This is a genomic window from Enterobacter sp. JBIWA005, assembly GCF_019968805.1.
Classification (GTDB): domain Bacteria; phylum Pseudomonadota; class Gammaproteobacteria; order Enterobacterales; family Enterobacteriaceae; genus Enterobacter; species Enterobacter vonholyi.
In genome coordinates this window covers 1,682,381-1,707,637 of sequence record NZ_CP074159.1, presented here as the reverse complement: position 1 = coordinate 1,707,637, position 25,257 = coordinate 1,682,381, and the positions used below count along the sequence as shown (strand labels likewise).

The window sequence follows — 25,257 nt, the reverse complement described above, 5'->3', positions numbered from 1 at the left end:
TTAAGCCGGTATTTTATTTGGCGGGAGGCGCTTCGCTTGCCCACCCTACTTAACAACTTACTTCGCCTTCAACGCCAGCGGGTTAAGTTTCAGTTCCTTATAGTAGTTTACCCACGAAGAGTATCTCTCCGGAGCGGACCACACGCGGTAGTGAAGACGCGCCATCGTGACCGGGTCGCTCAGCAGGACCAGACGACGGTCGCGGTTAAGTTTTTCCGGAGTCTCGTTAAGCGCCTGCTCAACGTGACGATCGCGGGCAATCTCCAGCACCTGGCTTGCGCGGTGACGCGCCGTCGCCATAGCCGTTGCCAGGGCGTTGAATGACGGGTTAAACACGGCGTGCATGAAGCCGTCATCCAGCGTGCGATTGCGGTTCTGCTCCAGGTAACGATCGGTATCCACCAGCACCTGCGGCGGGGAATACTCTTCCGGGATCAGGAATAGCTTCCAGCGTTTGGTCCGCAGCCCCACCGTCGAACGGCTGGAGATCACGGAGACAAACGGCGACAGGATTAGCGAGAAGACAATCGGCGCCAGCCAGAACAGGAAGCGCAGATCCAGCCACGCCATCCCGGCCGCCCACACCAGACCCAGCAGCAGCTGTGAACCATGGCGCATAAAGGCTTCGCTCCACGGCGTGGAGTCGTCATCACGCTGCGGTGAGTTCCAGACCACTTCCCAGCCCAGGAATGCGCTGACCACGAACACGGTGTGGAACAGCATACGCACCGGCGCCAGCAGCACGGAGAACAGGACTTCCAGCAGCAGTGAAAGGGTCACGCGGAAGAAACCGCCGTACTCTTTCGAGCCTTTGCACCAGATCAGGATGATGCTGAGCAGCTTAGGCAAGAACAGCAGCACCATGGTCGAGGCAAACAGCGCGATCGCCAGCTCCGGACGCCACTGCGGCCAAACCGGGAACAGCTGCCGCGGTTGCAGGAAGTATTGCGGCTCCGTCAGGGCATGGACGACCTGCAGCGCAGTGGAGAGCGCAAGGAACATAAACCACAGCGGTGCGGAGAGATACGACATCACGCCCGTCAGGAACACCGCACGGTGAACCGGGTGCATTCCTTTAACAAGGAACAGGCGGAAGTTCATCAGGTTACCATGACACCAGCGGCGGTCACGCTTGAGCTCGTCCAGCAGGTTCGGCGGCAGCTCTTCGTACGATCCCGGCAGGTCGTAGGCAATCCAGACGCCCCAGCCAGCACGACGCATCAGCGCCGCTTCTACGAAGTCGTGCGACAGAATAGAGCCGGCAAACGAACCCTCGCCCGGCAGCGGCGCCAGCGCACAGTGCTCAATGAACGGCTTCACGCGGATAATGGCGTTGTGACCCCAGTAGTGCGATTCACCCAGTTGCCAGAAGTGCAGACCTGCCGTAAACAGCGGCCCGTAAACACGGGTGGCGAACTGCTGGCAGCGTGCATAAAGGGTGTCCATTCCGGACGCTTTTGGGGAGGACTGGATAATACCCGCGTTCGGGTTGGCTTCCATCAGACGCACCAGACCACTCAGGCAATCTCCGCTCATGACGGAGTCAGCATCCAGCACCACCATGTAGCTGTACTGGTTACCCCAGCGACGGCAGAAGTCATCAATGTTACCGCTTTTACGCTTCACCCGACGACGACGGCGGCGGTAGAAGATCTGACCTTCGCCCTGCACTTCTGCAATCAGCTCCATCCACGCTTTTTGTTCTGCAACGCAGATATCGGGGTTGTAGCTGTCGCTCAGGATGTAAACGTCGAAATGCTCCGCGTTGCCGGTGGCCTTTACGGACTCCCAGGTTGCACGCAGGCCCGCGAATACGCGGTCAACGTCTTCGTTACAGATAGGCATAATCAGCGCGGTACGGTGCTCAGGATTGAGGGGTTCATCCCCGACCGTTGACGCCGAAATGCTGTATTTGTCACGCCCCATCAGCAGCTGCAGGAAGCCCATCAGCGCGGTCCAGAAGCCGGCTGAGACCCAGCAGAAGAGAACCGCGAACAGCAGAAGGATGCCGCTCTGCAGGATGTACGGCAGCAGCTGCATGAAGGAGACCCAGAGATCCTGGCCCATCATGTCCGTCGGGTTTATGAATGCCCAGCCCTGATACGGCAGGATGGTTTTCATATACCAGGTCGCGACGACCGTCTGCGCAAGCGTCAGAAGCAGCAGGATATAGCGACGGATTGTCCCCACGGTACGCCATTTCTGTTCAGACGCCTGCTCTTCTTTCGTCAGGCGTGACAGATAGCGCGGCGTCACATCACGTCCACGCAGGCGATCCCAGAAGCGACCCACCGGGTTGGTGCGCCACGGATCGGGGAACATAGAGGAACGCGTGGCCTTCGGCATCGCCTGAAGCTGATCGCGTCCTTCATCGTCTTTAATCAACTGCCCTTCCGCCAGCGAGTCCGGCCAGGACTGCTCCAGACGCGCCTTGACTGACCCAAGCGGCGTATCATCATCACGGGAAAACTGACGATGTTCACCATCCAGCGCGGTGTGAACCGCGCGGATGTCGCTCTTAGGCAGTGCCGCTTTTTCGATATCCGTCAGCGGCATGGCATCAATATATTCAGATGTATTATTCATTGGCAGGTAGCTGATAGCTCCAGGTTTCACTCAGCGGCTGATCGTTACTGACCAGCGCAGCACGCATTTCAGTGGTCTGTTTCGGATCTTTCACTTTCACGCGCAGGGTCAGACGCCAGCCTTTGGTTACCGGGTTGTAACGCACGGTATTCTCAACGATTTCACCGTTATCACCAATGCTGGCCTGAGCGGCAACGGCGGTGTCCGGTGCCAGTTTCTTCATATTCTGGCCTGTGAAGTCCACGACAAACGCCACGGTGCCGTCAGGCTGACGAATCAGATTAGACTGCTTCACATCACCCGTTGAGCGGCGAGTCTGCATCACATACGCGTTATCCGGCGCATGCAGCTTATCTTCGTCCCGGCTGAAGGTAATGGTGTACTTGAAGTTCATCTCTTTACCGGCTTCCGGCAGCTGATCCGGCGTCCAGTAAGCAACGATGTTATCGTTGGTTTCGTCGTTGGTTGGAATTTCTACCAGCTCGACCTTACCTTTACCCCAGTCACCGTTTGGCGTGACCCAGGCGCTTGGACGCTGGTCATAGCGATCGTCCAAATCTTCAAAACGGGAGAACTGACGACCACGCTGCAGCAGGCCAAAACCTTGTGGGTTTTCCATCGCGAAGCTGCTCACCGCCAGATGTTTCGGGTTATTCAGCGGACGCCAGATCCACTCACCGTTACCGGCATGAATCGACAGACCGTTGGAGTCGTGCAGTTCCGGGCGGAAGTTAGTTGCCGGTGACGGCTGGTTCGGCCCAAACAGGAACATGCTGGTCAGCGGCGCAACGCCCAGTTTGCCCACTTTATCACGCAGGTAAACCTTAGACTGTACGTCAACCACCGTGTCGCGGCCCGGCATAATCACAAAGCGATAGGCCCCGGTCGCACGCGGCGAATCCAGCAGCGCGTAAATAGTCAGACGTTTATCCGTTGGTTTTGGACGTTCAATCCAGAACTCACGGAAACGTGGGAACTCTTCACCTGATGGTAGCGCGGTATCAATAGCCAGTCCGCGCGCAGAAAGCCCGTATACCTGCCCCGCGCCAATCACGCGGAAGTAGCTGGCACCAAGCATACTGACGATTTCGTCGTTTTTATCTTTGCTGTTGATCGGGTAAAGCACCTTAAAGCCTGCGAAGCCCAGGTCTTTCACCGTATCTTTGTCGTGTTGCACATTGCCAAAATTGAAGTAATCCGGGCTGTACTTGATCTTACGTACCGCTGTTGCCGTCACTTCATTGATGGCAACAGGCGTGTCGAAGTACATACCCTGATGATAAAACTCAAGCTTGAACGGGGTTTTAATATTGCTCCAGTACGCTTTGTCGTGATTGAACTGGATCTGCTGATAGTCCGCATACTTCATGTCGCGGAAAACGGAGGGCAAGTTACTTTTCGGCGCTTCGTAGCTCTTGCCTGCCATCGATTTTGCCTGTTTTGCGACATCGTCGATGTTAAAGGCCAGTGCCGATGAGGTATACAGTGATAACACCACTGCAGCACCCAACCAACGCATTTTCATCATCTGTGGTTTATGTTTCATAATAAGTAAGCACTTCCCCCTTTGTGTGCTTATATCGATCCGATCCATTTTAATGGAAACTCAGGCAATCCGACAACATTATCACTGCTTTGTTCAGCTGCTGGCTCATGGATTAAGCAAATGAAAGAACCCGCTATTCACTTTGCGTGCTTATCCTGGAGACAGGGTGTCGGTCTTGGTGTAGGGTTGGCTTCGAATGTAACCATTATGAGTCTTAGGGATAAGACGAAAAGTCTGAGAATGCACAACGTTATATGAGCACAACACCAACAGAACGTGAATATTTCCTCGACTCGATCAGGGCCTGGCTGATGCTATTGGGGATCCCCTTTCACATTTCACTGATTTACTCCAGCCACACCTGGCACGTGAATAGCCAGATGCCCTCCTGGTGGCTGACGCTGTTTAATGACTTTATTCACGCCTTTCGAATGCAGGTTTTCTTCGTCATATCCGGCTATTTTTCTTACATGCTGTTTCTGCGATACCCGCTTAAGCGATGGTGGAAAGTACGCGTGGAGCGCGTGGGCATCCCGATGCTGACCGCAATTCCGCTGCTGACGCTGCCTCAGTTCATTATGCTGCAATACGTCAAAGGCAAAGCGGAGAACTGGCCGAATCTGACGCTCTATGAAAAGTACAATACGCTGGTCTGGGAGCTGGTGTCTCACCTGTGGTTCCTGCTGGTCCTTGTGGTGCTCACAACGGTAAGTCTGTTGATTTTTAGCCGCCTGCGCCACCATCTGAGCACAAAAGCCGACACCTTCTTCGCCAACGTTACGATGGGCAAACTGTCAGTGCTATTCTTGCTGTTGGGGATCGCTTATGCCGCCGTGCGACGGACGCTGCTTATCGTCTATCCGCCTATTTTGAGCGACGGGTTATTTAATTTCGTGGTGATGCAGTCACTGTTCTACATTCCGTTCTTTTTAATCGGCGCGCTGGCTTTTATTCATCCAAAGCTTAAATCGCTGTTTGTCACCCCGTCACCGTGGTGCGCGCTGGGGGCAACCTTCGCGTTCGCTGCATATCTGCTGAATCAGCGCTACGGCAGCGGCGACGCCTGGATGTATGAAACGGAAAGCGTGATCACGATGCTGCTGGGCCTGTGGATGGTGAACGTGGTATTCGCGCTGGGCCATCGCTTGCTGAACTTTAAGTCCAGCCGCGTGACTTACTTCGTTAATGCATCACTGTTTATCTATCTGGTGCATCATCCGTTGACGCTTTTCTTCGGGGCTTACATCACACCACACATCGCCTCCAACACGTTGGGCTTCTTTACCGGGCTGGTTTTTGTGGTAGGGGTGGCGATCGTACTTTACGAAATCCATCTGCGGATCCCGCTCCTGCGTTTCCTCTTTTCAGGAAAACCGCAGGCAAAAGCCTCATAAACCACGCGGCGCACCAGATGCGCCGCGTTTGCTTCAGCTTTCCAGCTCTTGTCTGCGCTGAGTCAGAAGCCGCTGATAAAGATGCGTGGTGTCGTCGTCAAAACAGACAAAAATCACCTTCTCTGGCAGCGGTTTTAACGACAGATAGCGGTAAACGGTTTCTACAGCGATCGTTGCGGCTGCCGCTTTAGGATAACCATACACGCCGGTGCTGATAGCCGGGAACGCCATCGTTTTATAACCGTTGTCGGCGGCCAGTCGCAGACAGTTCCGGTAAGCCTCTTCCAGAATACTCGCTTCGTGCCGATCGCCACCGTGCCAGACGGGCCCAACGGCATGAATAACCGCTCTGGCGGGCAAATTGCCCGCCAGCGTAATTACCGCATGACCGGGAGGACATTCGCCCTGCTGTTGCCGCACGGTTTTACAGGCTTCGAGCAGCTGCGGTCCGGCAGCACGGTGAATCGCCCCGTCTACACCGCCTCCCCCCATGAGGGAAGGATTGGCCGCATTGACGATGACGTCGACGTGCATTGTCGTAATATCGCCTTGAATAATTTCAATTTGCGGTTTCATAAAGCCCCTCTGCAATCCGCCTTTTTCTTAAGTGTATCGCAGAGGTGACCGGGAGAAAAAACTAGAAAAAATCCTCTTCCTCCGCAGGGCGGGGAGAACGCGCATTAGCGATACTGGATTTCAATAACTGCAAGCGTTTTTTCAGGATTAAGGTATTTCATATTGAGCGTTGCCAGGTTTGAGTCGCTCACTTTCCCGTTAAGCGCCTCTTCATAGCTGACCATACGCGTTTGCATACGGTTATTATTTGGACATGACATTGCAAATTGTTGCTTCTGCGGAGTGATTTCACAAGGGTCGGCGACGATAGCACCGCGAAAATGAATGACACCGCCGTCAACAACTGTGGCCGAATAAGCCGGGATACTCAAAGCAGAAACGACCAGACCCAGACCTGCTACGAGTCGAGCAAAATAGTTGTTCATTATAGGTACTCCTCAATGAAAATCGTCCATGAGGGGTAAACGCGCTTCATTTATTACGGCAAACGAAGTTTCACGTTACGGAACATAACGACCTGGTCCCTGATATCAGCATAGCTCAACGTCACAGACCCGCCACATTCACAACGTATTGATTTAATACATTTTTATAGCGAACGTTCCGCTGGCGACCACTGTTGTGATAAATGAAGCGATTTTCCATCTGTAACGGTGACAACGATTTTTACCGTGTCTCCTGCATTAATATTTAAACTCAGGCGCATTAAATCAATCGTCTGATTAGCGGGTATAAAAAGTGTGTTTTGCTGCCGGGAAGAACTTTGCCCCCCCTGCCCTTCTCGTAAAGAAACAATCTGAACCTGACAATCACACGACTGTGCCAGAGTGACCTGAGGAATAATGGTGGTCATATTTTCCTGCTGCGACGTTTTGAAGGTGATCTGACTGGAAAGCGCGGCCAGGAGAATTAAGGTATTCATGATGAACTCCCGAAAAAAAACAGGGCTGATGCCCTGTTTTTTTGTAGCACAGATTTCAGTATCAGTACTGATGAGCTGTCGCGTGGTTACCAAAGCCGATCTGGGTAACGTTGACAGTAGAGTTAGAGGCAGTCTGGTCAACGAGTGCGCCGTTAAAGCCGCCGGACTGGCTAACGTTCATAACAGATTTTTTACTGTTCCACTGATCAAGTGTTGCACTGTTGCCGAATCCTTTCTGGGTCAGGTTGATTTTACTGTCATCAGAACCCTGACCAACGTCAGCGCCGTTACCGCCACCTTTCTGGGTAATATTCAGCACGGAATTTCTGGCGTCTGTCTGCAGAGCAACCGCGGAGTTACCGCCACCGTCCTGATAAATATTCAGGGTTGAATTTGGACCACTGTATCCGCCATGACCATGCCCATGACCCCAGCCGCCCTGATTAATAGAACCCGCCATAGCACTACCAGAAACTACGATTGCTGCAAGCGCTGCCACTTTGAGAAATTTCATGGTAAACCCCCATCGGATTGATTAAAGTCGTCGCGAAAGCGCTAATGTTGAATAACGTTAATCGCCATTTGCGACTGTTTCTGCACTACAACTGCGGTTTTCTGCGTACCGTACTGCGTAATATTTGCTCTATTACCCGACCCTTTCTGGATAATTTTCGCGCTATTACCGTATCCATCTTGCGTAATACCTGCATCATTAGCGTTTCCGCTCTGATCGATCCAGGCTATATTGTAACTCCCTGATTGATCAACTCTCGCTCTGTTGCCTGCCCCATCCTGGGAAACAATGGACAATAGTTTCGAACCTTCCTGGCGAACCTGAGCGTCATTGAAAACACCCTGTTGACCAATAATGGCTGCCTGATTGAGTGATGAAAGACTTAATTCGTTAACCGCAAAGTTATATTCAGCATTTGCTAAATCTGAATTCGCTGCGGTTACAAATCCAGGCGCACCCAGTAATGTAAACATCATAAATAACGATGTGTATTTCATGTTGTCACCCTGGACCTGGTTATTGAATAACTCCATAACCCTATAACAGTGTCACATGTAAAAACGATTCGTATTGTGTTAACGCGTCGTTACGGTGAAGAGTATGTCCGCTGAAACATTTTAAATATCTCACCCGCGCGGCTTATTTTTATTTTTCAGATCACCACAAAGTCGTAATTTACATCAAAAACCACTTTATTCAGGCCAGCTTATATTTTTTATTAAATGCGTTTTTCGAAAAGGTTGTACAGCAAGACAAAAGCTGTCCACGCCTCCCCCCGGGGTGTTTAAACGTAACGGCATGAGAACATTTTTTCTCAGCACGTGACACGAAGCTTCTTTTCTTAAGCCAGACTCATGCTCATTCGTGGACTTAGAAACAACCTGTAACTCATACTAAATTATCGCTTTATAAAAATAATAAATACCAATACAAATCAAACAATTGGAAATATTTGTATGATTTTTAAAATCTGTGCATCTCTATTTATGTGTACAACTTTCTCATCAATTCTCGCCATTCAAAACAACCGAATTTCACAAATTAATATTGATTTTTACATTATGTTACATGTTTAACACTTGCTTTAAACTTCGTAAAAGCTAGATTGAAATTAGATGTACGAAATTGGTTTTATATTTACCTCCCCGTGGAGGTTATGGTCTGATTCTACACACAGCAGTGCAACATCTGTCAGTACTTCTGGTGTCCTCTTTTAAACAGGAGGGCAGCTGCCAGGTGCCAAAAAAAGTGGGGTTTCATCATGTATAATGAAGTCCATAGTTTACATGGTCATACATTACTGTTGATCACAAAACCTTCTCTGCAAGCGACAGCATTATTACAACATTTAAAGCAATCTTTATCACTGAACGGGAAATTGCATAATATTCAACGTTCTTTTGATGATATTGCACCTGGCAGCATCATTCTTTTCGATATGATGGAAGCAGATAAAAAACTTGTCCATTACTGGCAAGATATTTTAAGCAGGAAAAACAACAATATCCGAGTGCTATTGTTGAATACGCCTGACGAATATCCTTTCAGAGATATTGAAAGCTGGCCGCATATCAATGGCGTGTTCTACGTCACAGAAGAAGAAGACCGGGTAGTTGAGGGTCTGCAAGGTATATTGCGCGGAGAGTGTTATTTTTCGCAAAAGCTTGCCAGTTATCTCATCACGCACTCCGGAAATTATCGTTATAACAGCTCAGAGTCAGCACTGCTCACGCACCGTGAGAAAGAGATCCTGAATAAGTTACGCATTGGTGCTTCAAATATTGAAATCGCCCGTTCGTTATTTATCAGCGAAAATACGGTAAAGACGCACCTTTATAATCTTTTCAAGAAGATAGCTGTAAAAAACAGAACTCAGGCTGTTTCGTGGGCAAACGATAACCTCAGGCGTTAATCACATGAAGCGCACGTTGAGTTGGATCGCCGCAGCGAGTTTCCTGCTCGCTGCCGGGAATCTGAAGGCCGTCGAGGTCGAAGTTCCCGGATTGTTAACAGACCACACTGTCTCATCGGTCGGGCACAGTTTTTACCGTGCCTTTAGTGATAAATGGGACAGTACTTATACCGGAAATATAACAATCAACGAGCGGCCCAGTGCACGATGGGGAAGTTGGATAACAATAACGGCTAATCAGTACGTTATTTATCAAACGTTTTTATTCCCCACAAAAATGGACTTCGATAAAAACGTAGCCCTGGCACTGGCACAATCAGAAGACGCTATTAATCGCCTGCAAATAGATAAAGCCCTATTAAGCACCAGCGATTTAGCAAAAGACGAGTTCTAGCGAACCGATATGCGGAGGCTGTCATGCGTATTGCATATGCAGTTGTTTCGATAATGCTGATAACACCCATAAGCTGGGCCGGAAACATGACGTTTCAGTTCCGTAACCCTAACTTTGGCGGTAACCCTAACAACGGCGCGTTCCTGCTGAATGAAGCTCAGGCGCAAAACTCCTATAAGGATCCCAGCTTAAAGGATTTTAGCATTGATACCCCGTCCGCACTGGACAACTTCACTCAAGCTATTCAGTCGCAGATTTTAGGTGGGTTACTAACCAACATTAATACCGGTAAACCCGGCCGGATGGTGACCAACGACTTTATCGTTGATATCGCCAACACTGACGGACAGCTTCAGTTGAACGTGACCGATCGTAAAACCGGAAGAATCTCCACCATTCAGGTTTCCGGTCTACAAAGTAATTCAACTGACTTTTAAACAATAGCTAAATAAGGACAACGATCATGCAGCGCTTCCTGATTTTTGTTGCAGTGTGCTTATTGAGCGGTTGTTTAACTGCTCCACCTAAAGAAGCTGCAAAACCTACATTAATGCCTCGGGCCCAGAGTTATCGTGATTTAACGCATTTACCTGCTCCAACGGGGAAAATATTTGTCTCCGTATACAACATTCAGGATGAAACCGGGCAATTCAAACCTTACCCGGCAAGTAACTTCTCCACGGCCGTGCCGCAAAGCGCCACCGCGATGCTGGTTACCGCGCTCAAGGATTCGCACTGGTTTATTCCCCTGGAACGTCAGGGTCTCCAGAACCTGTTGAATGAACGTAAAATCATTCGTGCAGCACAGGAAAATGGTACCGTCGCGGCCAATAACCGTACGCCTCTGGAATCTCTGGCGGCAGCGAACGTGATGATTGAAGGATCGATTATTGGCTACGAAAGTAACGTTAAATCGGGTGGAGCGGGCGCGCGGTATTTCGGTATCGGCGCGGATACCCAATACCAGCTCGACCAAATTGCCGTGAACCTGCGTGTGGTCAACGTCAGTACAGGCGAAGTGCTCTCTTCGGTGAACACCAGCAAAACCATACTGTCCTATGAAGTTCAGGCAGGGGTATTCCGCTTCATCGATTACCAGCGTTTGCTGGAGGGTGAAATTGGCTACACCTCCAACGAGCCGGTCATGATGTGTCTGATGTCAGCCATTGAAACCGGCGTGATCTTCTTAATCAACGACGGTATTGACCGCGGGCTGTGGGATCTGCAAAACAAAGCAGACGTGCAGAACCCGATACTGGTGAAATACCGCGATATGTCAGTCCCTCCGGAATCCTGACAGGAAGCGAATAAAAAAGGCGAGATGATTATCTCGCCTTTTTTTATTCGCTCACTGCCGTGACGTTTTGCGCTTTTTCCCGCCGCGACGCCAGCCAAAGACCGCTGTTTTTCATGGCATAGCCAAACAGCAACCCCAGCGCCAGTGAGGGGACCACCAGCTTCCAGTCACCCTGCCCTGCAAAGGTCGCACACGCCCCCATAAAGGTTCCAGGAACAAATGAAAGCAGCAGATGCTTAGCCTGGATGCACATTAAAAAGGCAACAACGCCCGTCATCACGTATCCCAGCATCTCCAGATGCGGCGCCAGCGCGCTGCCTTTCATGATCACCAACGCCCAGATAACGCCGCTCATCAGGGTGCAGCCAGAGATAAAGAGCCCTTTGACGCCCCCCTGCGGGCAGGCGAAATAGGCCGTACAGCCAAGGAATCCGGCCCAGCTGAGTAATCCGAGAGACATGGCCACCCATCCCCAAAGCCCGGAGAGAATGCCCGTCGTTATTGCGATACAAAGTAATATGTTCATGGCGCGCATCTTAGCAGAAGCGCACCATAGAAATGCGATCAGAAGCACATTATTTGCAAATTGAAATGCGTAGTTGCAGAATTTATGTGATCTAAATCACTCTTCATTCTCTTCTTCCAGCTCATCCCACATCGCCGCGATCGCGTCGCGGGTCAGCGGTGCCAGCGTTCTCCAGAATGGCGAGGTGGCATGCGCTTCAACTTTACCAAGGAATGTTCCGACCCACGGCAGCAGGTACGTTTCGAACAGGGTTTCGATAGCTTCTTTCTCATCATCCCCGGCGTTGTCTTCGATCCAGGAGGCAGCAAGCAGCAGCGTACCGATATGATCCGCCGGCGTATCGCTCAGCGGCATACCGCGGGTTGAGAGGAAAGCGCGGACTTCCGCTTCCGTCGCCCCTTCCTGCCAGGCAGAACGGTATGGCGAAACGCGGCACTCATCGCCGACAAACAGCGCATTGTAGTCCGTCGCAATCTGCTGCATGTCGCAGCTTTTTTGCAGACGTTCCAGTAAATCATCCTGTTCCAGCGGCCAGTTCTGCGCCAGTTTGCCTTCACGAATCAACGTAAAAAGCGGAACCAACAGCGGGTCTTGCGGCTGGCGATAATAGAGCGTACCCAGCACGCGGCAGAGGATGGAAAACTCGTTCATTTTTATTATTCCATTACACAATTAAAGATCGGCAAATTCGGCAATCGGCTCCATTCCGCGGGACTCAAGGAAATCGAGCATGCGGCGTGGGGTCACGTTCAGGATTTGCGCTTCCGGGAAGTTAACATCATTCAGCACTTTCAGGCACTCGCTGAAATCACCCAGCGTAAACGCGGTATGAGAATCTGAGCCCAACGCCACCATGCCGCCCGCATCGCGGACGGCGGCCGCCACTTCGCGACAGTTGGCTTCACTGCCCTTACGCGAGTGAACAAAAGAGGAGTTATTAATCTCCAGCGCCACGCGGTGCTTCGCTGCCGCCTGCGCGACAGCCTGAATATCAATCGGATATTTTGGGTTACCGGGATGACTGATAATGTGCACATTGCCGCTGGCAATGGTGGCAATCATCGCCGCGGTATTGGTCTCTTTATCCTGAGGAGCAAAAACCGGCTCATGGAAGCCGGCGAGGATAAGGTCAAGAGACGTCAGCATCGGGCCGGTGCAGTCGATCTCACCGTCGGTATTTTTGATGTTTGCCTCAATGCCGCGCAGTATCCCAATGCCGTCCACCAGACGTGGCCAGATCCGCATATTCACAAAATGCCAGTAGTGCGGCGCATCAGCCATATCCGGGCCATGATCGGTGATCGCGAACAGCTTGATGCCTTTAAGCTTCGCCTGGGCGATATAATCATGGAGGTTGCTATAAGCGTGGGTACTGGCGACGGTGTGCATATGCAGGTCAACGGGATACATCTCTCTCTCCTCTGCGGTTTTTCCAAAGGATAGCAGTTATCAGCGGCGAATATTAGCAAAAACCCGGCGAACGCCGGGTTTATCTCAGTAGCCGCGCTGTCTGTCGACCTGGCCGGTGACCGGGTTACCCTTTTCCATTTCGCTGATGGTATGTGATATATACGCCACCGCTTCTGCCGGACGCGTCACGGCGGCCACGTGAGGGGTCATCGCGACGCGCGGGTGCGCCCAAAGCGGGCTTTCCGCGGGTAGCGGCTCACGGCTATAGACATCCAGCATGGCACCTTTAAGCTTTCCACTGTCCAGCGCCTTCAGCAGATCGGGCTCGACCAGATGCACCCCGCGCGCCAGGTTCATCAGGTAGCTCCGATCGACGAGCTGATTGAGCAACGCTTCATTGATGATACCGACCGTTTCCGCCGTATTGGGCAGCAGGTTGATGAGCACGCGCGTCCCGTTCAGAAAGGCCGGGAGTTCATCCGTCCCGGCAAAGCTCTCTACGCCCGGATAATCTTTGCGGCTGCGACTCCAGCAGCGCAGCGGAAAGCCCCACGGAGCAAGGGCTTCAGCCACTTTTGAGCCAAGCACGCCCGCGCCGAGGATGCCGATGGTAAAGTCTTCACGACGATAATCCGGCAGCGGCTCCCAGCGGGCCTGCTCTTTAAATGCCTGATAGTCATCAAAGCGGCGGAACCAGTGCAGAACCTGGCTCACGGCATATTCCTGCATCTGCTGGCCCATTCCGGTATCTTCCAGGCGGAACAGTGGAACGTCTTCCGGCAGCATTTCAGGGTGTGCCTTAAGTTTGCTCAGAATGGAATCCACGCCGGCTCCCAGGGCAAAAACGGCCTTCAGCTTGCGGCCCTGGAGCATTTCTACCGGAGGATGCCAGACCAGCGCATAGTCAGCATGTTCATTATCGCCGCGCTTCCACTCGCGTACGCGTGCGCCGGGCAGCGCCGCCGAAAGTGCGTCAATCCAGTAAGCGTTATCAAATGTAGGGTGATAGAAGAGAATATCCATGGTCATTCCTGCCTTTTATTGCGCTGTTTTGCTTTCATTTTCAAGTGGATTGTCAGCATAACAAATTTATCAGGAAACCGCGTTGCTGATAAAAGAGGCATTTTATGCACATTTAAGAATCATGTTGCCTGAAGTTTGTCTAAACGCGCTAAATTACTGAAAAAGTGAGTTGACGGCAGTTCGGCTTTTCCTTACATTAGCGCCCGTCCCGTCAACAACGGGATGACAATATGGTGAGGTGTCCGAGTGGCTGAAGGAGCACGCCTGGAAAGTGTGTATACGGCAACGTATCGGGGGTTCGAATCCCCCCCTCACCGCCATATTTAAAGAAGAGCTCGCATGAAAATGCGTGCTTTTTTTTCGCATATTGTACGCATGCAGGGGGGATTCGAACCTTGTGGCTCTGTGCGAAACTCATGTCGGGTGGCGCTGCGCTTACCCGACCTGGAAAAAACTAGTCTTCCACCATCTTCGCATACTCTTCGGTCAGAAAATCCACCAGCGCCCTAACGGAGGGCAGCAAACCGCGTCTTGAAGGATAAACGGCATGAATCACTTCCCGTCTGGGTTCCCATGCCTCAAGCACCCGGACCAGCTCACCGGACGCAAGCTGATCCTTCACCATCAAAATCGGCAACTGCACCACGCCAATGCCTGCCATGGCGGCTTCACGCAGCGCGAGCATATCCGTACTGATCAAACGGGGATGGTAATGGATCTCCGCTTTCGCCCCGTCGGGTCCGGAAAGTGCCCACTTATGGTTGTGCTTTCCCTCTCCCATACTTAATCCAGGCCAGGCGCTGAGTTCAGACGGCATTGACGGTTCCCCCAGACGGGCAATCAACGCCGGGCTTGCCACCAGGCAATGCCCCCGGTCAGCCAGCACCCTTAACACCAGGTCACTGTCATCAAACGGACGCGGGCGTACGCGGATCGCGATATCCACGCCCTCTCCCACCAGATCTACCCGCCGGTTAGTCGCCTCAAGCTGAAGATTGATCCCGGGGTAGCGCGCCATAAAACTTGCCAGCATCGGACCAACGTGGACATGCAGTAAGGTTATCGGACACGTGATCCTGACGATACCGCGCGGTTCGGCCTGCAGTGCCGCCACGGCTTCCTCGGCAGCCTCGGCCTCCACCATCATCGCTTTGCAGTGCTGATAGAACGTCTGGCCGACCTCGGTCACCGTAAAATGCCGGGTTGTTCTATGGATGAGCCGTACGCCAAGCCGCTCTTCCAGCTGCGCAATCCGGCGGCTTAGCCTGGACTTCGGTAAATCAAGCGCCCTTCCCGCCGCAGCAAAGCCACCGTAGTCCACCACCTTCACAAACCAGACAAAGTCATTGAGATCCTGCATAAAACCTCATCGTTCTATTTTCAGAACAGTGAATGCCATTTTCACTATCTACCGGGATATTGACCCTGAATATAAGCTAATTACATCAACAGAACATCAGGAGTTAATCATGAAAAACGTAACAGGCGTTTATACCGCTCCCCGCCAGCACTGGGTTGGCGATGGTTTCCCGGTCCGTTCAATGTTTTCTTATCAGACGCACGGCGAGCCGCTCAGCCCGTTCCTGCTGCTGGACTACGCGGGCCCATATACCTTTCCGGCTGACGGTGCGAAACGTGGGGTGGGTCAACACCCTCACCGGGGTTTTGAAACGGTCACTATCGTCTATGCCGGTGAAGTGGAGCATCGCGACTCCACGGGTAAAGGCGGCGTCATTGGTCCCGGCGACGTGCAGTGGATGACCGCAGGGGCAGGCATTTTGCACGAGGAGTTCCACTCCAGCGCGTTCTCACAGAAAGGCGGGGAACTGAAAATGATGCAGCTTTGGGTCAACCTGCCGGCGAAAGACAAGATGGCGGCACCGGGCTACCAGAGCATCACGAAAGCCGACATCCCGGTGGTGACGCTGCCGGATAACAGCGGTTCGCTGCGAGTTATTGCCGGTCGCTACGACACGGTGACCGGCCCGGCGCACACCTTCTCGCCGCTTAACGTCTGGGACATCGCTCTGAACCAGGGAAGCCATCTGACGCTCAATCAGCCTGAAGGCTGGAGCACGGCGCTGGTCGTGCTTGAAGGCAGCATCACGGTGAACGGTGCAACTCAGGCGGGTGAAGCCCAGCTGGTCGTATTGAGTCAGGAAGGTGACAAACTGCACCAGGAGGCGAACAGCGATGCAAAAGTGCTGCTGATGGCCGGCGAGCCGCTGAATGAACCGATCGTGGGCTATGGCCCGTTTGTGATGAACACTAAGAGTGAAATCAACGAAGCCATTCGTGATTTCAATTCCGGCCGCTTCGGCCAGATCTGAACGTAATAAAGGAGGACTGCCGCTGTGATCTCCGAGATCCAGCGCCCGCTTAAACCGTTAAGTTCTCGATTCGCAGCGTTAATCCCCTGCTCCACGGCGAAAAACCGTGGAGCTGATTATTGCTTAACCGAACAGGCACTAAAGCTGAAAATCTGCTTGACCGTGTCAGCGCAACTCCCTATAGTAGCGCCCCGTTGCCCCCCAAGCTGTGAGGCAGCAAAACAATATGGTGAGGTGTCCGAGTGGCTGAAGGAGCACGCCTGGAAAGTGTGTATACGGCAACGTATCGGGGGTTCGAATCCCCCCCTCACCGCCATATTTAAGATGAGAGCTCGTACGAAAGTACGGGCTTTTTTCTTTTATATTCTCCGAAAAGGGGGGATGAGAATCCCCGACCGGGGTTCGACAACTGGCGCAGCCAGTTGGACAGACTGTGAGCGCAGCGAACAGGCTGCCCGCACAAAAAACAAAGCCCGGTTTCCCGGGCCTTGAACGCAACAGCAAACTCAGTAATACGCTTGCAGCGTGCGCTGGCAGAGCGCCGATCGCACGCAGTCCTCTTTAGTGAAACGTACCACCCCAATCATCTCATCTTCCTCAAAACGTGACATGGCGTCGCTCAGTCCGGATTTCACGCCGGACGGCAGGTCACACTGGGTAATATCGCCGTTAACGATAACCGTCACGTTCTCCCCGAGGCGCGTTAAAAACATCTTCATTTGCGCAGCGGTCACGTTCTGAGCCTCGTCAAGAATGACGACCGCATTTTCAAATGTACGTCCGCGCATATAGGCGAACGGCGCGATTTCCACCTTGCCAATCTCTGGCCGCAGGCAGTACTGCATGAAGGATGCACCCAGCCGCTTCACCAGCACGTCATAGACGGGCCTGAAGTACGGGGCAAACTTCTCCGAAATATCACCGGGCAAGAAGCCGAGATCTTCATCAGCCTGCAGTACCGGACGGGTAACAATGATTCTTTCCACGTCCTTATGGATCAGCGCTTCCGCCGCTTTGGCTGCACTGATCCAGGTTTTCCCGCATCCGGCTTCACCGGTTGCAAAGATGAGCTGTTTACTCTCGATAGCATTCAGGTAGTGCGCCTGAGCCTCATTGCGCGCCACAATTGGAGAATTATCACGGCTGTCTCGGGCCATGCCAATTGCTTCTACGCCACTCATCTGCACAAGCGAGGTGACCGATTCTTCTTCACGCTGTTTATGGCTACGTGAATCCCGTCTCAGCACACGTTTTGCTTCGCGACGAGCTTTGATCACTGCTTTTTGTCTTCCCATGGATAGCACCTTGAGTTGTTGGTATTCATCACACGCGCCAGCGTCGGCACGATTATGCGCACGAACATCAGAGGGTTGGCTTCCTTGTAAGCCATTGCTTGCACTATCGGATGACGATACGGAACAGCTACGCGCACCGTTCTGCACGTCGGTCGAATCAGATTCTTGAGGGAGGGGGGAAAATTTAGTGGTGAGGAAATCGCTGCCGGAGTCTGAGCCTCCGCGCCGGGTGCTGCGGTTGTTATGTTTACCTTGTCCAGTACAGGACGCAACCATTCGCGATCTCCATAGTGATTCAGCATCACTGCCGGGAACTACCGCTGTCTTATCTTAAGTACATCAGGAGTTATCATAAATGCAACATTTATTTTACCTGAATGCAACTTTTAGGACTGTCCCTACAGTTGAAATCAGTCTCATATAGAAATATTACAGAAATATAACAGCAGGATAGTCATATGAAAAAATAATGTCCCCGCGAACGGTTGCGGGGACAATTATCAGGCTTCAATAAGACCCTGAGCGAGATACGCGCCGCTGTCGCGCACGCCCGGCAGGGCAAAGAAATAGCCTCCGCCGATAGGTTTAATGTACTCTTCCAGCGCCTCTCCGTTTAAGCGCTTCTGCACGGTGAGGAAGCCCTTTTCCAGATCGTGCTGGTAGCAGACGAACAGCAGCCCCATATCGAGCTGACCGGAGTTAGTCACGCCGAGCGAGTAGCTGTATCCCCGACGCATCATCAGACTGGACTGCGTCTCTTTGGTGCGCGGATTGGCCAGACGAATGTGGCTGTCCAGCGCAATCACATCGCCATTAGGATCGCTGGCGTAGTCGGGCACGTCATGCTCGTTCTTCATGCCGAGCGGCGCGCCGCTTTGCTTATCGCGGCCGAAGATCGTCTGCTGCTCTTTGAGCGGCGTGCGGTCCCAGAACTCCACGTGGAACTGGATAATCCTCACCGCCTGGTAGCTGCCGCCCACCGCCCATGCCGGTTCGCCCTGATCGGCAGTGACCCACACCACCTCCTTCATGAGCGCACCATCGTGGCTGTCCGGGTTGGCCGTGCCGTCCTTGAAGCCCAGCAGGTTCACCGGGGTCTCTTTCCCCTTGCTGCGGGCGGCGTGGTCCGAGATAAACCCTTCCCGCTTCCAGCGCACGCTTAGCAGATCCGGCGTGTGCTTGATGATGTCGCGCAGGGCGTGGATCACCGTATCCTGGGTGTTGGCACAAATTTGCAGAAGCAGGTCGCCATGACACAGCGCAGCGTCCAACGAGTCATTCGGGAAACGCGTCATTTTCTGCAGCGCTTTCGGCTTCTGTTTTGCCAGCCCATAGCGTGTATCAAACAGCGATTCCCCCAGCGAAACGGTAATGGTCAGGTTGTCAGGGGCGATAAACGGCCCCAGAATGCCGGAGTCCATTGGCGGCAGACGCGGGTTCGGCGTATCGGGCGCCGGTCCACCGGCGGTGAGAAACGCGATGCGCGTCGTCAGCAGGCGGAACAGACGTTCCAGATCGGCTTTATCGCTGGCCAGCGAATCAAAGGCCACCAGCATCATCGACGCCTGCTGCGGCGTCAGGATGCCCGCCTGATGCTCGCCATAAAACGGCTGCGTCTCCATGCGGGCATTGGGTGACAGCGTGCCGGGCGCGCTTTGCGGTTTTGCCGCATGCGCTACCGGACACCCGCCAGCCAGAGCAAGCGCGCCCCCCAGCGCCCCTACCCCTTTTAACAACCGACGACGTGAAGGCTCAACCACGTCGTTCTCGCTATGCTTATTCATCGTGCTTAGTCCAGACCCAGTACGCCACGCAGCAGGGAGAGATCTTCCGCCAGGGCGGTAATCGGGCCTTTCAGCGCGTTACGATCGGCGTCGGTCAGCTTGTCGTAGGTCTCAAACCCGTCTTTGGTGCGGTACTTCGCCAGAATAGTGTCGACTTTTTTGAAGTTGGCATCCACCTTGCCCAGCAGCTCGCCGTTCTCTTTCTGCAGCTGAGGACGCAGGAGGTTAACGATTTTCTGCGCGCCGTCGACGTTGGCCTGGAAGTCCCACAGATCGGTATGGCTATAGCGATCTTCTTCGCCGCTGATTTTGCTCGCGGCCACTTCTTCAATCAGGCCGGCCGCGCCGCCCACCACTTTTGACGGCGGGAAGGCCAGCTCGCTGATGCGCTTTTGCAGCTCCAGCACGTCGCCGTTCAGCTGCTCAGCGTATTTCTCCATCCCTTTGGTGGAGTTGTCGCCAAACAGGGCTTTTTCCAGACGGTGGAAACCGGTGAATTTCGGATCGGCGGCCTTCTGCTCGAAATCATCTTCGCGGGCGTCGATGCTGCCATCAAGGTCAGAGAACAGCTCGGCGATCGGCTCGATACGCTCGTAGTGCTGACGTGTTGGCGCATAGAGGGATTTCGCTTTTTCGATGTCACCGGCCTTCACCGCATCGGTAAAGGCTTTGGTTGCCGCCGCCAGATCCGCCGTCTCTTTCGTGACATAGGTTTTATACGCGGTAATCGCATCGCCCAGGCTCAGTACCGCAGCGCCTTTCGCCGCATCGGCCGTCGCTTCACCTTTGACGATCAGCTTCCCTTTAGGGTTGGTCAGCAGGCCGCAGGTCATCTCATACTCGCCCGGCTGCAGGTTGGCGGTCATCTTCTGGCTGAAGCCAGGAGCGATATTTTCACGCTCTTCCACCACCAGAACGCCTTTCAGGATCTCCCATTCCAGCGCCTTCTGGCTGTGGTTCTGAATAATAAACTGGGTTTTGCCGCTGTTCACCGTGAGGGTCATCGGCTCACACTGCTTATCATTAACGGTGACTTTAACCTGAGGAACATCCGCGCCCCAGGCGGAGAATGCAGAAGCGAACAGCGCGGCAATGCCTGCGCATAACGCACTACGACGGAACTGAATTGCCATGACTCTTCCCTTTAAAAAGTATGTTGTAACTAAACCAACTATTATGGCGTAACGCGAGACGCCTGCGTGCCGGTACGCGGCGGCATTGCGAACAGCACCAGCGCCGGAACCAGATAGATAAAGTAAATCGCCACTTCGCTGACGCTCGGCGTTTCCTGATAGCCGAAGATACCTTCGAGCAGGGTGCCGGTCAGAGAGTGCGTGGAGAGCACGTTGCTAAGGTCGAACGCGACGTCCTGGAAGTGGTTCCACAGGCCCGCTTCATGGAAGGCGCGAATCGCCCCTGCCGCCAGACCCGCCGCCACCAGCAGAATAAACAGACTGGTCCACTTGAAGAACGCGCCCAGGTTCAGGCGGATACCGCCCCAGTACAGCAGGAAACCAAGCACCACGGCCGTGGCGAGACCCAGCATGGCCCCGAGCGGCGGCCAGATCCCCACATCCTGCTGAAACGCCGCCAGCAGGAAGAAAACAGACTCCAGGCCTTCACGCGCGACGGCGAAAAAGACCATCATAATGAGCGCCCAGCCGTGGTTGTTCCCCTTCTGCAGGGCATTGTCCACCGCCTGCTCCAGCTGCACCTTCACGTTACGCGAGACTTTACGCATCCAGAACACCATCCAGGTGAGGATCACCACCGCAATCACGGCGACGATACCTTAAACAGCTCCTGCTCTTTCTGCGGGAACTCGCCGGTGGTTTCGTTGATGAGGATACCGAGGCCCAGGCAGAGCGCCGCGGCAAGGAATACCCCGACCCACATGACGCCAATCCAGCGTCCGCGCTGGGTTCGCTTCAGATAACTGGCGATGAGGCTCACGATAAGGGCGGCTTCGAGCCCTTCACGTAACATAATGAGAAATGGAACAAACATGCCGACACCTTAAATGTTTATCGCGGTCAACTGATGCAAAGAAAGGTAAATTCTTGTGATAGTGATTATCATTACGGCGAAAAGAAAAACAAGCGAAATGTGCGGTGTTTTGATGACGAGTTGTAAACGCCCAGCCTGATAATAGTTACATACGTTACGTTCAACTTTATAAGTTATAACGAAAATGCCCATTTACGCTGATTCAGGGCTGTGGCTAAATATCCGCCTCAAACACCTGGTGAAAATAAATTATGTTTAAAATTGTCCATTTCCTGCTGGCGCTGGTTATTATTCTCGCGCTTGCCTGGCTGGTAAGTTTCGACCGCCGAAAAATTCGCATTCGTTTTGTTTTACAGCTGATTGTCATTGAAATTGCCCTGGCGTTCTTTTTCCTGCACGCCGAAAGCGGGTTATTCCTGATTAAATACGTCTCGGGATTTTTTGAGTCACTGCTCAAATTTGCTGGCGAAGGCACCAATTTCGTCTTTGGCGGTATGGGTGAAAAAGGGCTGGCGTTCATTTTCCTCGGCGTGCTTTGCCCAATTATTTTTATTTCCGCGCTGATTGGTATTCTTCAGCACTGGCGGATCCTGCCGATTTTTATTCGGGTGATCGGTACGCTGCTGTCGAAACTGAACGGCATGGGTAAGCTGGAATCCTTTAACGCGGTTAGCTCGCTGATACTCGGCCAGTCGGAAAACTTCATTGCCTACAAGGGCGTGCTGGGGGATCTCTCTTCCCGTCGTCTCTTCACCATGGCAGCCACGGCGATGTCGACGGTCTCCCTGTCGATTGTCGGGGCGTATATGACCATGCTCGATGCTAAATTTGTCGTCGCGGCGCTGATTCTGAACATGTTCAGCACCTTTATTATTCTTTCGGTCATCAACCCGGCACGCCCGGAAGCGGAGCCGGATATCAAGCTGGAAAAACTGCATGAATCGCAGAGCTTCTTCGAAATGCTCGGCGAGTATATTCTGGCCGGTTTTAAAGTGGCGATGATTATTCTGGCGATGCTGATTGGCTTTATCGCGCTTATTAGCGCCGTTAATGCCCTCTTCTCCAGCGTATTTGGCATGAGTTTCCAGCAGATTCTGGGCTATGTATTTTATCCCCTGGCGTGGCTGGTGGGTATTCCGCTGGGTGACGCCCTGAACGCGGGCAGTATTATGGCGACCAAGCTGGTGGCGAATGAATTTGTGGCGATGATTGAGCTGCAAAAAATCGCTCATCAGATGTCCCCGCGCGGGCTAGGGATTTTATCCGTCTTCCTGGTGTCGTTCGCGAACTTCGCATCCATCGGCATTGTGGCCGGAGCGATTAAGGGTCTTAACGAGCAGCAGGGGAACGTGGTGTCGCGTTTCGGTCTGCGTCTGGTGTATGGAGCAACGCTGGTAAGTTTACTGTCGGCGAGCTTTGCGGGGTTGGTGTTGTAAGTGTTTTTGCCGGGTGGCGCTTCGCTTACACGGCCTACAAAACAACAACGGCGGGAATTCCCGCCGTTTTCATTAAAACTGCACGCACACCGGCTGGTCGACACGCATCACCGACTCCTGCGCGAAGCGTGACTTATAAATCCCGCGCAACGCTTCGATGTTCTTCTCGCTCTGCGCATCTTTTCCATGGATCAGCATCAGCGCCTTGCTCGGCTCGCGCGCCACTTTCCCGTCGTTGCCCAGCCACTGCCCGCGCGCGTCAAACACCGTTAAGCCATCGCGAAAGCGCGGCGTCACGTCCTGGTCAACAAACTGCTGCCACTCGTTGCTGGTTATCTGGGCCCCGGCAGGACGATTTAAGCCGAAATAGAGCGTGGTTTGCTGCATCTGGTTATCCGCTTTGCAGGTCTCCACCGCAGCGTGCTGCGATGGCGCGTTGCAGCCCGCCAGCATCAATAATGCCGCCGCCATTAACCCTGTTTTGATTGTCATGCTTCGCTATCCTCATTGTTATAAGCACATGGATATCACAGGAAATTACGGATTTTGGCAAGAAAAAAGCCGGGTGCGCTTACGCTCACCCGGCCTGTATTGTGCAGCGAGAAAAGTTATTCTGCCTGAAGCTTAGACGGCGGCGCAGTGTGGTAATGCGCGTCGGCTTCCGCAAAGCGTTTCTGCATGGAGGCAGACGGCGCTTTACCCAGCAGGCTAAACACCACGATACCGATGCTGCCGAAGATGAAGCCAGGAATGATTTCGTACAGGCCCAGCCAGGCGAACTGTTTCCATACGATAACGGTCACCGCACCGATAATCATCCCCGCCAGCGCGCCGTTACGGGTCATACGGGACCACATGACGGAGAACAGGACGACCGGACCAAATGCCGCACCGAAGCCCGCCCACGCGTAGCTAACAAGACCCAGCACGCGGTTCTCCGGGTTAGCCGCCAGCGCAATCGCCACCAGCGCAACCGCCAGCACCATGAAGCGCCCGACCCACACCAGCTCTTTCTGGCTTGCGTTTTTACGCAGGAAGGCCTTATAGAGGTCTTCGGTGATCGCACTGGAGCAAACCAGCAGCTGGCAGCTCAGGGTGGACATCACCGCCGCCAGGATCGCGGAGAGCAGAATACCGGCAATCCACGGGTTAAACAGAATCTGCGCCAGCTCGATAAACACGCGTTCGGCGTTCTGGTTCACCGCGCCCGCCTGCGCCGGGTTGTTGTTGAAGTAGGCGATACCGAAGAAGCCAACAGCGCACGCACCCGCCAGACACAGGATCATCCACGTCATACTGATGCGACGGGCATGTACGATGGTGTGGTGAGAATCCGCCGCCATAAAGCGCGCCAGAATGTGCGGCTGACCGAAGTAGCCCAGACCCCAGCCCATCAGAGAGACGATGGCCACGAAGTTCAGCCCTTTCAGCATGTCGACGTTTTCAATGCTCTTCTGCTTGATCACTTCCAGCGATTCGCCAAAGCCGCCAACGGTGAAAATCACAATCACCGGGGTCAGGATCAGGGCGAAGATCATCAGGCTCGCCTGCACGGTGTCGGTCCAGCTTACCGCCAGGAACCCGCCCACGAAGGTATAGAGAATGGTCGCCGCGGCACCGGCCCACAGGGCGGTTTCGTAGCTCATGCCGAAGGTGCTTTCGAACAGGCGCGCGCCGGCCACGATGCCGGAGGCGCAGTAGATGGTGAAGAACAGCAGGATAACCACCGCAGAGATAATACGCAGGATGCGGCTGTTATCTTCAAAACGTCCGGTGAAGTAATCCGGCAGCGTCAGGGCGTTGTTGTTGGCTTCGGTATGCACGCGCAGACGGCCTGCCACCAGCTTCCAGTTGATCCACGCGCCGACGGTCAAACCGATGGCGATCCAGCTTTCCGAGATACCGGAGATGAAAATCGCACCGGGCAGCCCCATCAGCAGCCAGCCGCTCATGTCGGATGCGCCCGCAGAGAGTGCGGTCACCATCGGGCCTAAACTGCGTCCGCCCAGAATGTAGTCGTCAAAGTTCTTTGTAGAACGCCACGCCAAAAACCCTATCAGGATCATGCCAAAAATATAAACGAGAAATGTCACCAGCATCGGTGTGCTAATAGCCATTCAAATTCTCCAAAAGTGTCGAGCGACAACCGTCCGGGTTGCCTTGTTATATGATCACCGGAACGAGGTGACGGTATCTTGTGTTTCGGTTGGGCGCGCTATCCTGCCGTATGCGCCCTCCGCTGACAAACGATTTAACACTGCATTTACATCAATTTCATCCCCGGTTTGATACGAGTTTCCTATAG

24 protein-coding genes, 2 tRNA genes and 1 pseudogene are annotated in these 25,257 nt (G+C 53.3%); 9 read left to right on the top strand and 18 right to left on the bottom strand.

The genetic code is table 11. The features are described 5' to 3' along the window. Positions 1-57: 57 nt before the first annotated feature. Positions 58-2,586, bottom strand: coding sequence for a glucans biosynthesis glucosyltransferase MdoH (mdoH, locus tag KGP22_RS08040; RefSeq protein WP_223581835.1), 2,529 nt, complete (start codon positions 2,584-2,586; stop codon positions 58-60). Then, a complete protein-coding gene (mdoG, locus tag KGP22_RS08035) occupies positions 2,579-4,132 on the bottom strand; it encodes a glucans biosynthesis protein MdoG (RefSeq protein WP_223581834.1) in 1,554 nt (517 codons plus the stop codon). Before mdoG ends, mdoH begins: the two co-directional genes overlap by 8 nt. Positions 4,133-4,386: 254 nt before the next feature. Here mdoG and mdoC point away from each other — a divergent pair, with 254 nt between their 5' ends. Further along, entirely contained in the window at positions 4,387-5,526 is a 1,140-nt protein-coding gene (gene mdoC, locus KGP22_RS08030) for a glucans biosynthesis protein MdoC (RefSeq protein ID WP_115874712.1), read from the top strand. Positions 5,527-5,559: 33 nt separating this feature from the next. Here the strand turns inward: mdoC and ymdB are convergent, their stop codons facing one another. The 5 genes from ymdB to csgB all read right to left on the bottom strand — a co-directional run bounded on the left by ymdB (position 5,560) and on the right by csgB (position 8,035). Next, complete coding sequence (gene ymdB, locus KGP22_RS08025; RefSeq protein ID WP_111966170.1) at positions 5,560-6,102, bottom strand: O-acetyl-ADP-ribose deacetylase; 543 nt, start codon at positions 6,100-6,102, stop codon at positions 5,560-5,562. Between the two features lie 104 nt (positions 6,103-6,206). Continuing rightward, positions 6,207-6,527: a type 1 fimbrial protein gene (locus KGP22_RS08020; RefSeq protein ID WP_111966171.1), complete on the bottom strand. Its 321-nt coding sequence runs from the start codon at positions 6,525-6,527 to the stop codon at positions 6,207-6,209. Positions 6,528-6,691: 164 nt separating this feature from the next. Further along, a complete protein-coding gene (csgC, locus tag KGP22_RS08015) occupies positions 6,692-7,024 on the bottom strand; it encodes a curli assembly chaperone CsgC (protein ID WP_111966172.1) in 333 nt (110 codons plus the stop codon). A gap of 61 nt (positions 7,025-7,085) precedes the next feature. Next, complete coding sequence (gene csgA / locus KGP22_RS08010; protein ID WP_008500842.1) at positions 7,086-7,538, bottom strand: curli major subunit CsgA; 453 nt, start codon at positions 7,536-7,538, stop codon at positions 7,086-7,088. A 41-nt stretch (positions 7,539-7,579) separates the two neighbouring features. Next, positions 7,580-8,035 (bottom strand): curli minor subunit CsgB, encoded by a 456-nt coding sequence (gene csgB / locus KGP22_RS08005; RefSeq protein WP_111966173.1) that lies wholly within the window; start codon positions 8,033-8,035, stop codon positions 7,580-7,582. Between the two features lie 764 nt (positions 8,036-8,799). Between csgB and csgD the strand changes: the two genes are divergently transcribed. From csgD to csgG, 4 genes are read left to right on the top strand one after another with little or no spacing between them, the layout of a single operon-like run. Further along, positions 8,800-9,450 carry a biofilm master transcriptional regulator CsgD gene (gene csgD / locus KGP22_RS08000; protein WP_149366320.1) on the top strand — a complete coding sequence of 217 codons (651 nt, stop codon included), beginning with the start codon at positions 8,800-8,802 and terminating at the stop codon, positions 9,448-9,450. Positions 9,451-9,454: 4 nt separating this feature from the next. After that, positions 9,455-9,844, top strand: coding sequence for a curli production assembly/transport protein CsgE (gene csgE, locus KGP22_RS07995; protein ID WP_008500845.1), 390 nt, complete (start codon positions 9,455-9,457; stop codon positions 9,842-9,844). Positions 9,845-9,867: 23 nt separating this feature from the next. Next, positions 9,868-10,281 carry a curli production assembly/transport protein CsgF gene (gene csgF / locus KGP22_RS07990; protein ID WP_023311106.1) on the top strand — a complete coding sequence of 138 codons (414 nt, stop codon included), beginning with the start codon at positions 9,868-9,870 and terminating at the stop codon, positions 10,279-10,281. A gap of 26 nt (positions 10,282-10,307) precedes the next feature. Beyond that, the gene (gene csgG, locus KGP22_RS07985; RefSeq protein WP_021240792.1) at positions 10,308-11,141 is read left to right on the top strand and encodes a curli production assembly/transport protein CsgG; all 834 of its coding nucleotides are present in this window, start codon (positions 10,308-10,310) and stop codon (positions 11,139-11,141) included. Positions 11,142-11,184: 43 nt separating this feature from the next. Here the strand turns inward: csgG and KGP22_RS07980 are convergent, their stop codons facing one another. The 4 genes from KGP22_RS07980 to ghrA all read right to left on the bottom strand — a co-directional run bounded on the left by KGP22_RS07980 (position 11,185) and on the right by ghrA (position 14,100). Then, complete coding sequence (locus tag KGP22_RS07980; RefSeq protein ID WP_223581833.1) at positions 11,185-11,667, bottom strand: DUF1097 domain-containing protein; 483 nt, start codon at positions 11,665-11,667, stop codon at positions 11,185-11,187. A 96-nt stretch (positions 11,668-11,763) separates the two neighbouring features. After that, a complete protein-coding gene (locus KGP22_RS07975; protein ID WP_223581832.1) occupies positions 11,764-12,318 on the bottom strand; it encodes a molecular chaperone in 555 nt (184 codons plus the stop codon). A gap of 21 nt (positions 12,319-12,339) precedes the next feature. Continuing rightward, the gene (locus KGP22_RS07970; protein WP_008500850.1) at positions 12,340-13,077 is read right to left on the bottom strand and encodes a phosphatase; all 738 of its coding nucleotides are present in this window, start codon (positions 13,075-13,077) and stop codon (positions 12,340-12,342) included. A gap of 84 nt (positions 13,078-13,161) precedes the next feature. Further along, positions 13,162-14,100, bottom strand: coding sequence for a glyoxylate/hydroxypyruvate reductase GhrA (ghrA, locus tag KGP22_RS07965; RefSeq protein ID WP_223581831.1), 939 nt, complete (start codon positions 14,098-14,100; stop codon positions 13,162-13,164). A gap of 232 nt (positions 14,101-14,332) precedes the next feature. Here ghrA and KGP22_RS07960 point away from each other — a divergent pair. Continuing rightward, positions 14,333-14,420 (top strand) — tRNA-Ser (locus tag KGP22_RS07960). Positions 14,421-14,554: 134 nt separating this feature from the next. On the opposite strand, the gene KGP22_RS07955 is transcribed toward KGP22_RS07960, so the two are convergent. Next, positions 14,555-15,460 (bottom strand): LysR family transcriptional regulator, encoded by a 906-nt coding sequence (locus KGP22_RS07955; RefSeq protein WP_223581830.1) that lies wholly within the window; start codon positions 15,458-15,460, stop codon positions 14,555-14,557. 109 nt (positions 15,461-15,569) lie between these two features. Between KGP22_RS07955 and KGP22_RS07950 the strand changes: the two genes are divergently transcribed. After that, positions 15,570-16,430 carry a pirin family protein gene (locus KGP22_RS07950; protein WP_149366317.1) on the top strand — a complete coding sequence of 287 codons (861 nt, stop codon included), beginning with the start codon at positions 15,570-15,572 and terminating at the stop codon, positions 16,428-16,430. Between the two features lie 228 nt (positions 16,431-16,658). Further along, a tRNA-Ser gene (locus KGP22_RS07945) sits at positions 16,659-16,746 on the top strand. A gap of 190 nt (positions 16,747-16,936) precedes the next feature. On the opposite strand, the gene phoH is transcribed toward KGP22_RS07945, so the two are convergent. The 4 genes and pseudogenes from phoH to efeU all read right to left on the bottom strand — a co-directional run bounded on the left by phoH (position 16,937) and on the right by efeU (position 21,516). Continuing rightward, a complete protein-coding gene (phoH, locus tag KGP22_RS07940) occupies positions 16,937-17,725 on the bottom strand; it encodes a phosphate starvation-inducible protein PhoH (RefSeq protein WP_024908976.1) in 789 nt (262 codons plus the stop codon). A 500-nt stretch (positions 17,726-18,225) separates the two neighbouring features. After that, positions 18,226-19,509 carry an iron uptake transporter deferrochelatase/peroxidase subunit gene (gene efeB, locus KGP22_RS07935; protein ID WP_149366316.1) on the bottom strand — a complete coding sequence of 428 codons (1,284 nt, stop codon included), beginning with the start codon at positions 19,507-19,509 and terminating at the stop codon, positions 18,226-18,228. Between the two features lie 5 nt (positions 19,510-19,514). Then, on the bottom strand, positions 19,515-20,642 hold the full coding sequence (gene efeO, locus KGP22_RS07930; protein ID WP_223581829.1) for an iron uptake system protein EfeO: 1,128 nt from the start codon (positions 20,640-20,642) through the stop codon (positions 19,515-19,517). Between the two features lie 41 nt (positions 20,643-20,683). Continuing rightward, a pseudogene (efeU, locus tag KGP22_RS07925) lies at positions 20,684-21,516 on the bottom strand (iron uptake transporter permease EfeU). A gap of 251 nt (positions 21,517-21,767) precedes the next feature. On the opposite strand from efeU, the gene KGP22_RS07920 reads away from it, so the two are divergent. Next, entirely contained in the window at positions 21,768-22,952 is a 1,185-nt protein-coding gene (locus KGP22_RS07920) for a nucleoside transporter C-terminal domain-containing protein (protein WP_127730349.1), read from the top strand. Positions 22,953-23,024: 72 nt separating this feature from the next. Here KGP22_RS07920 and KGP22_RS07915 read toward each other — a convergent pair whose 3' ends face one another. Continuing rightward, positions 23,025-23,444, bottom strand: coding sequence for a DUF3574 domain-containing protein (locus KGP22_RS07915; protein ID WP_032648964.1), 420 nt, complete (start codon positions 23,442-23,444; stop codon positions 23,025-23,027). A 116-nt stretch (positions 23,445-23,560) separates the two neighbouring features. Next, positions 23,561-25,069, bottom strand: a complete 1,509-nt coding sequence (gene putP, locus KGP22_RS07910) for a sodium/proline symporter PutP (RefSeq protein WP_223581828.1) — start codon at positions 25,067-25,069, stop codon at positions 23,561-23,563. Positions 25,070-25,257 lie beyond the last annotated feature (188 nt).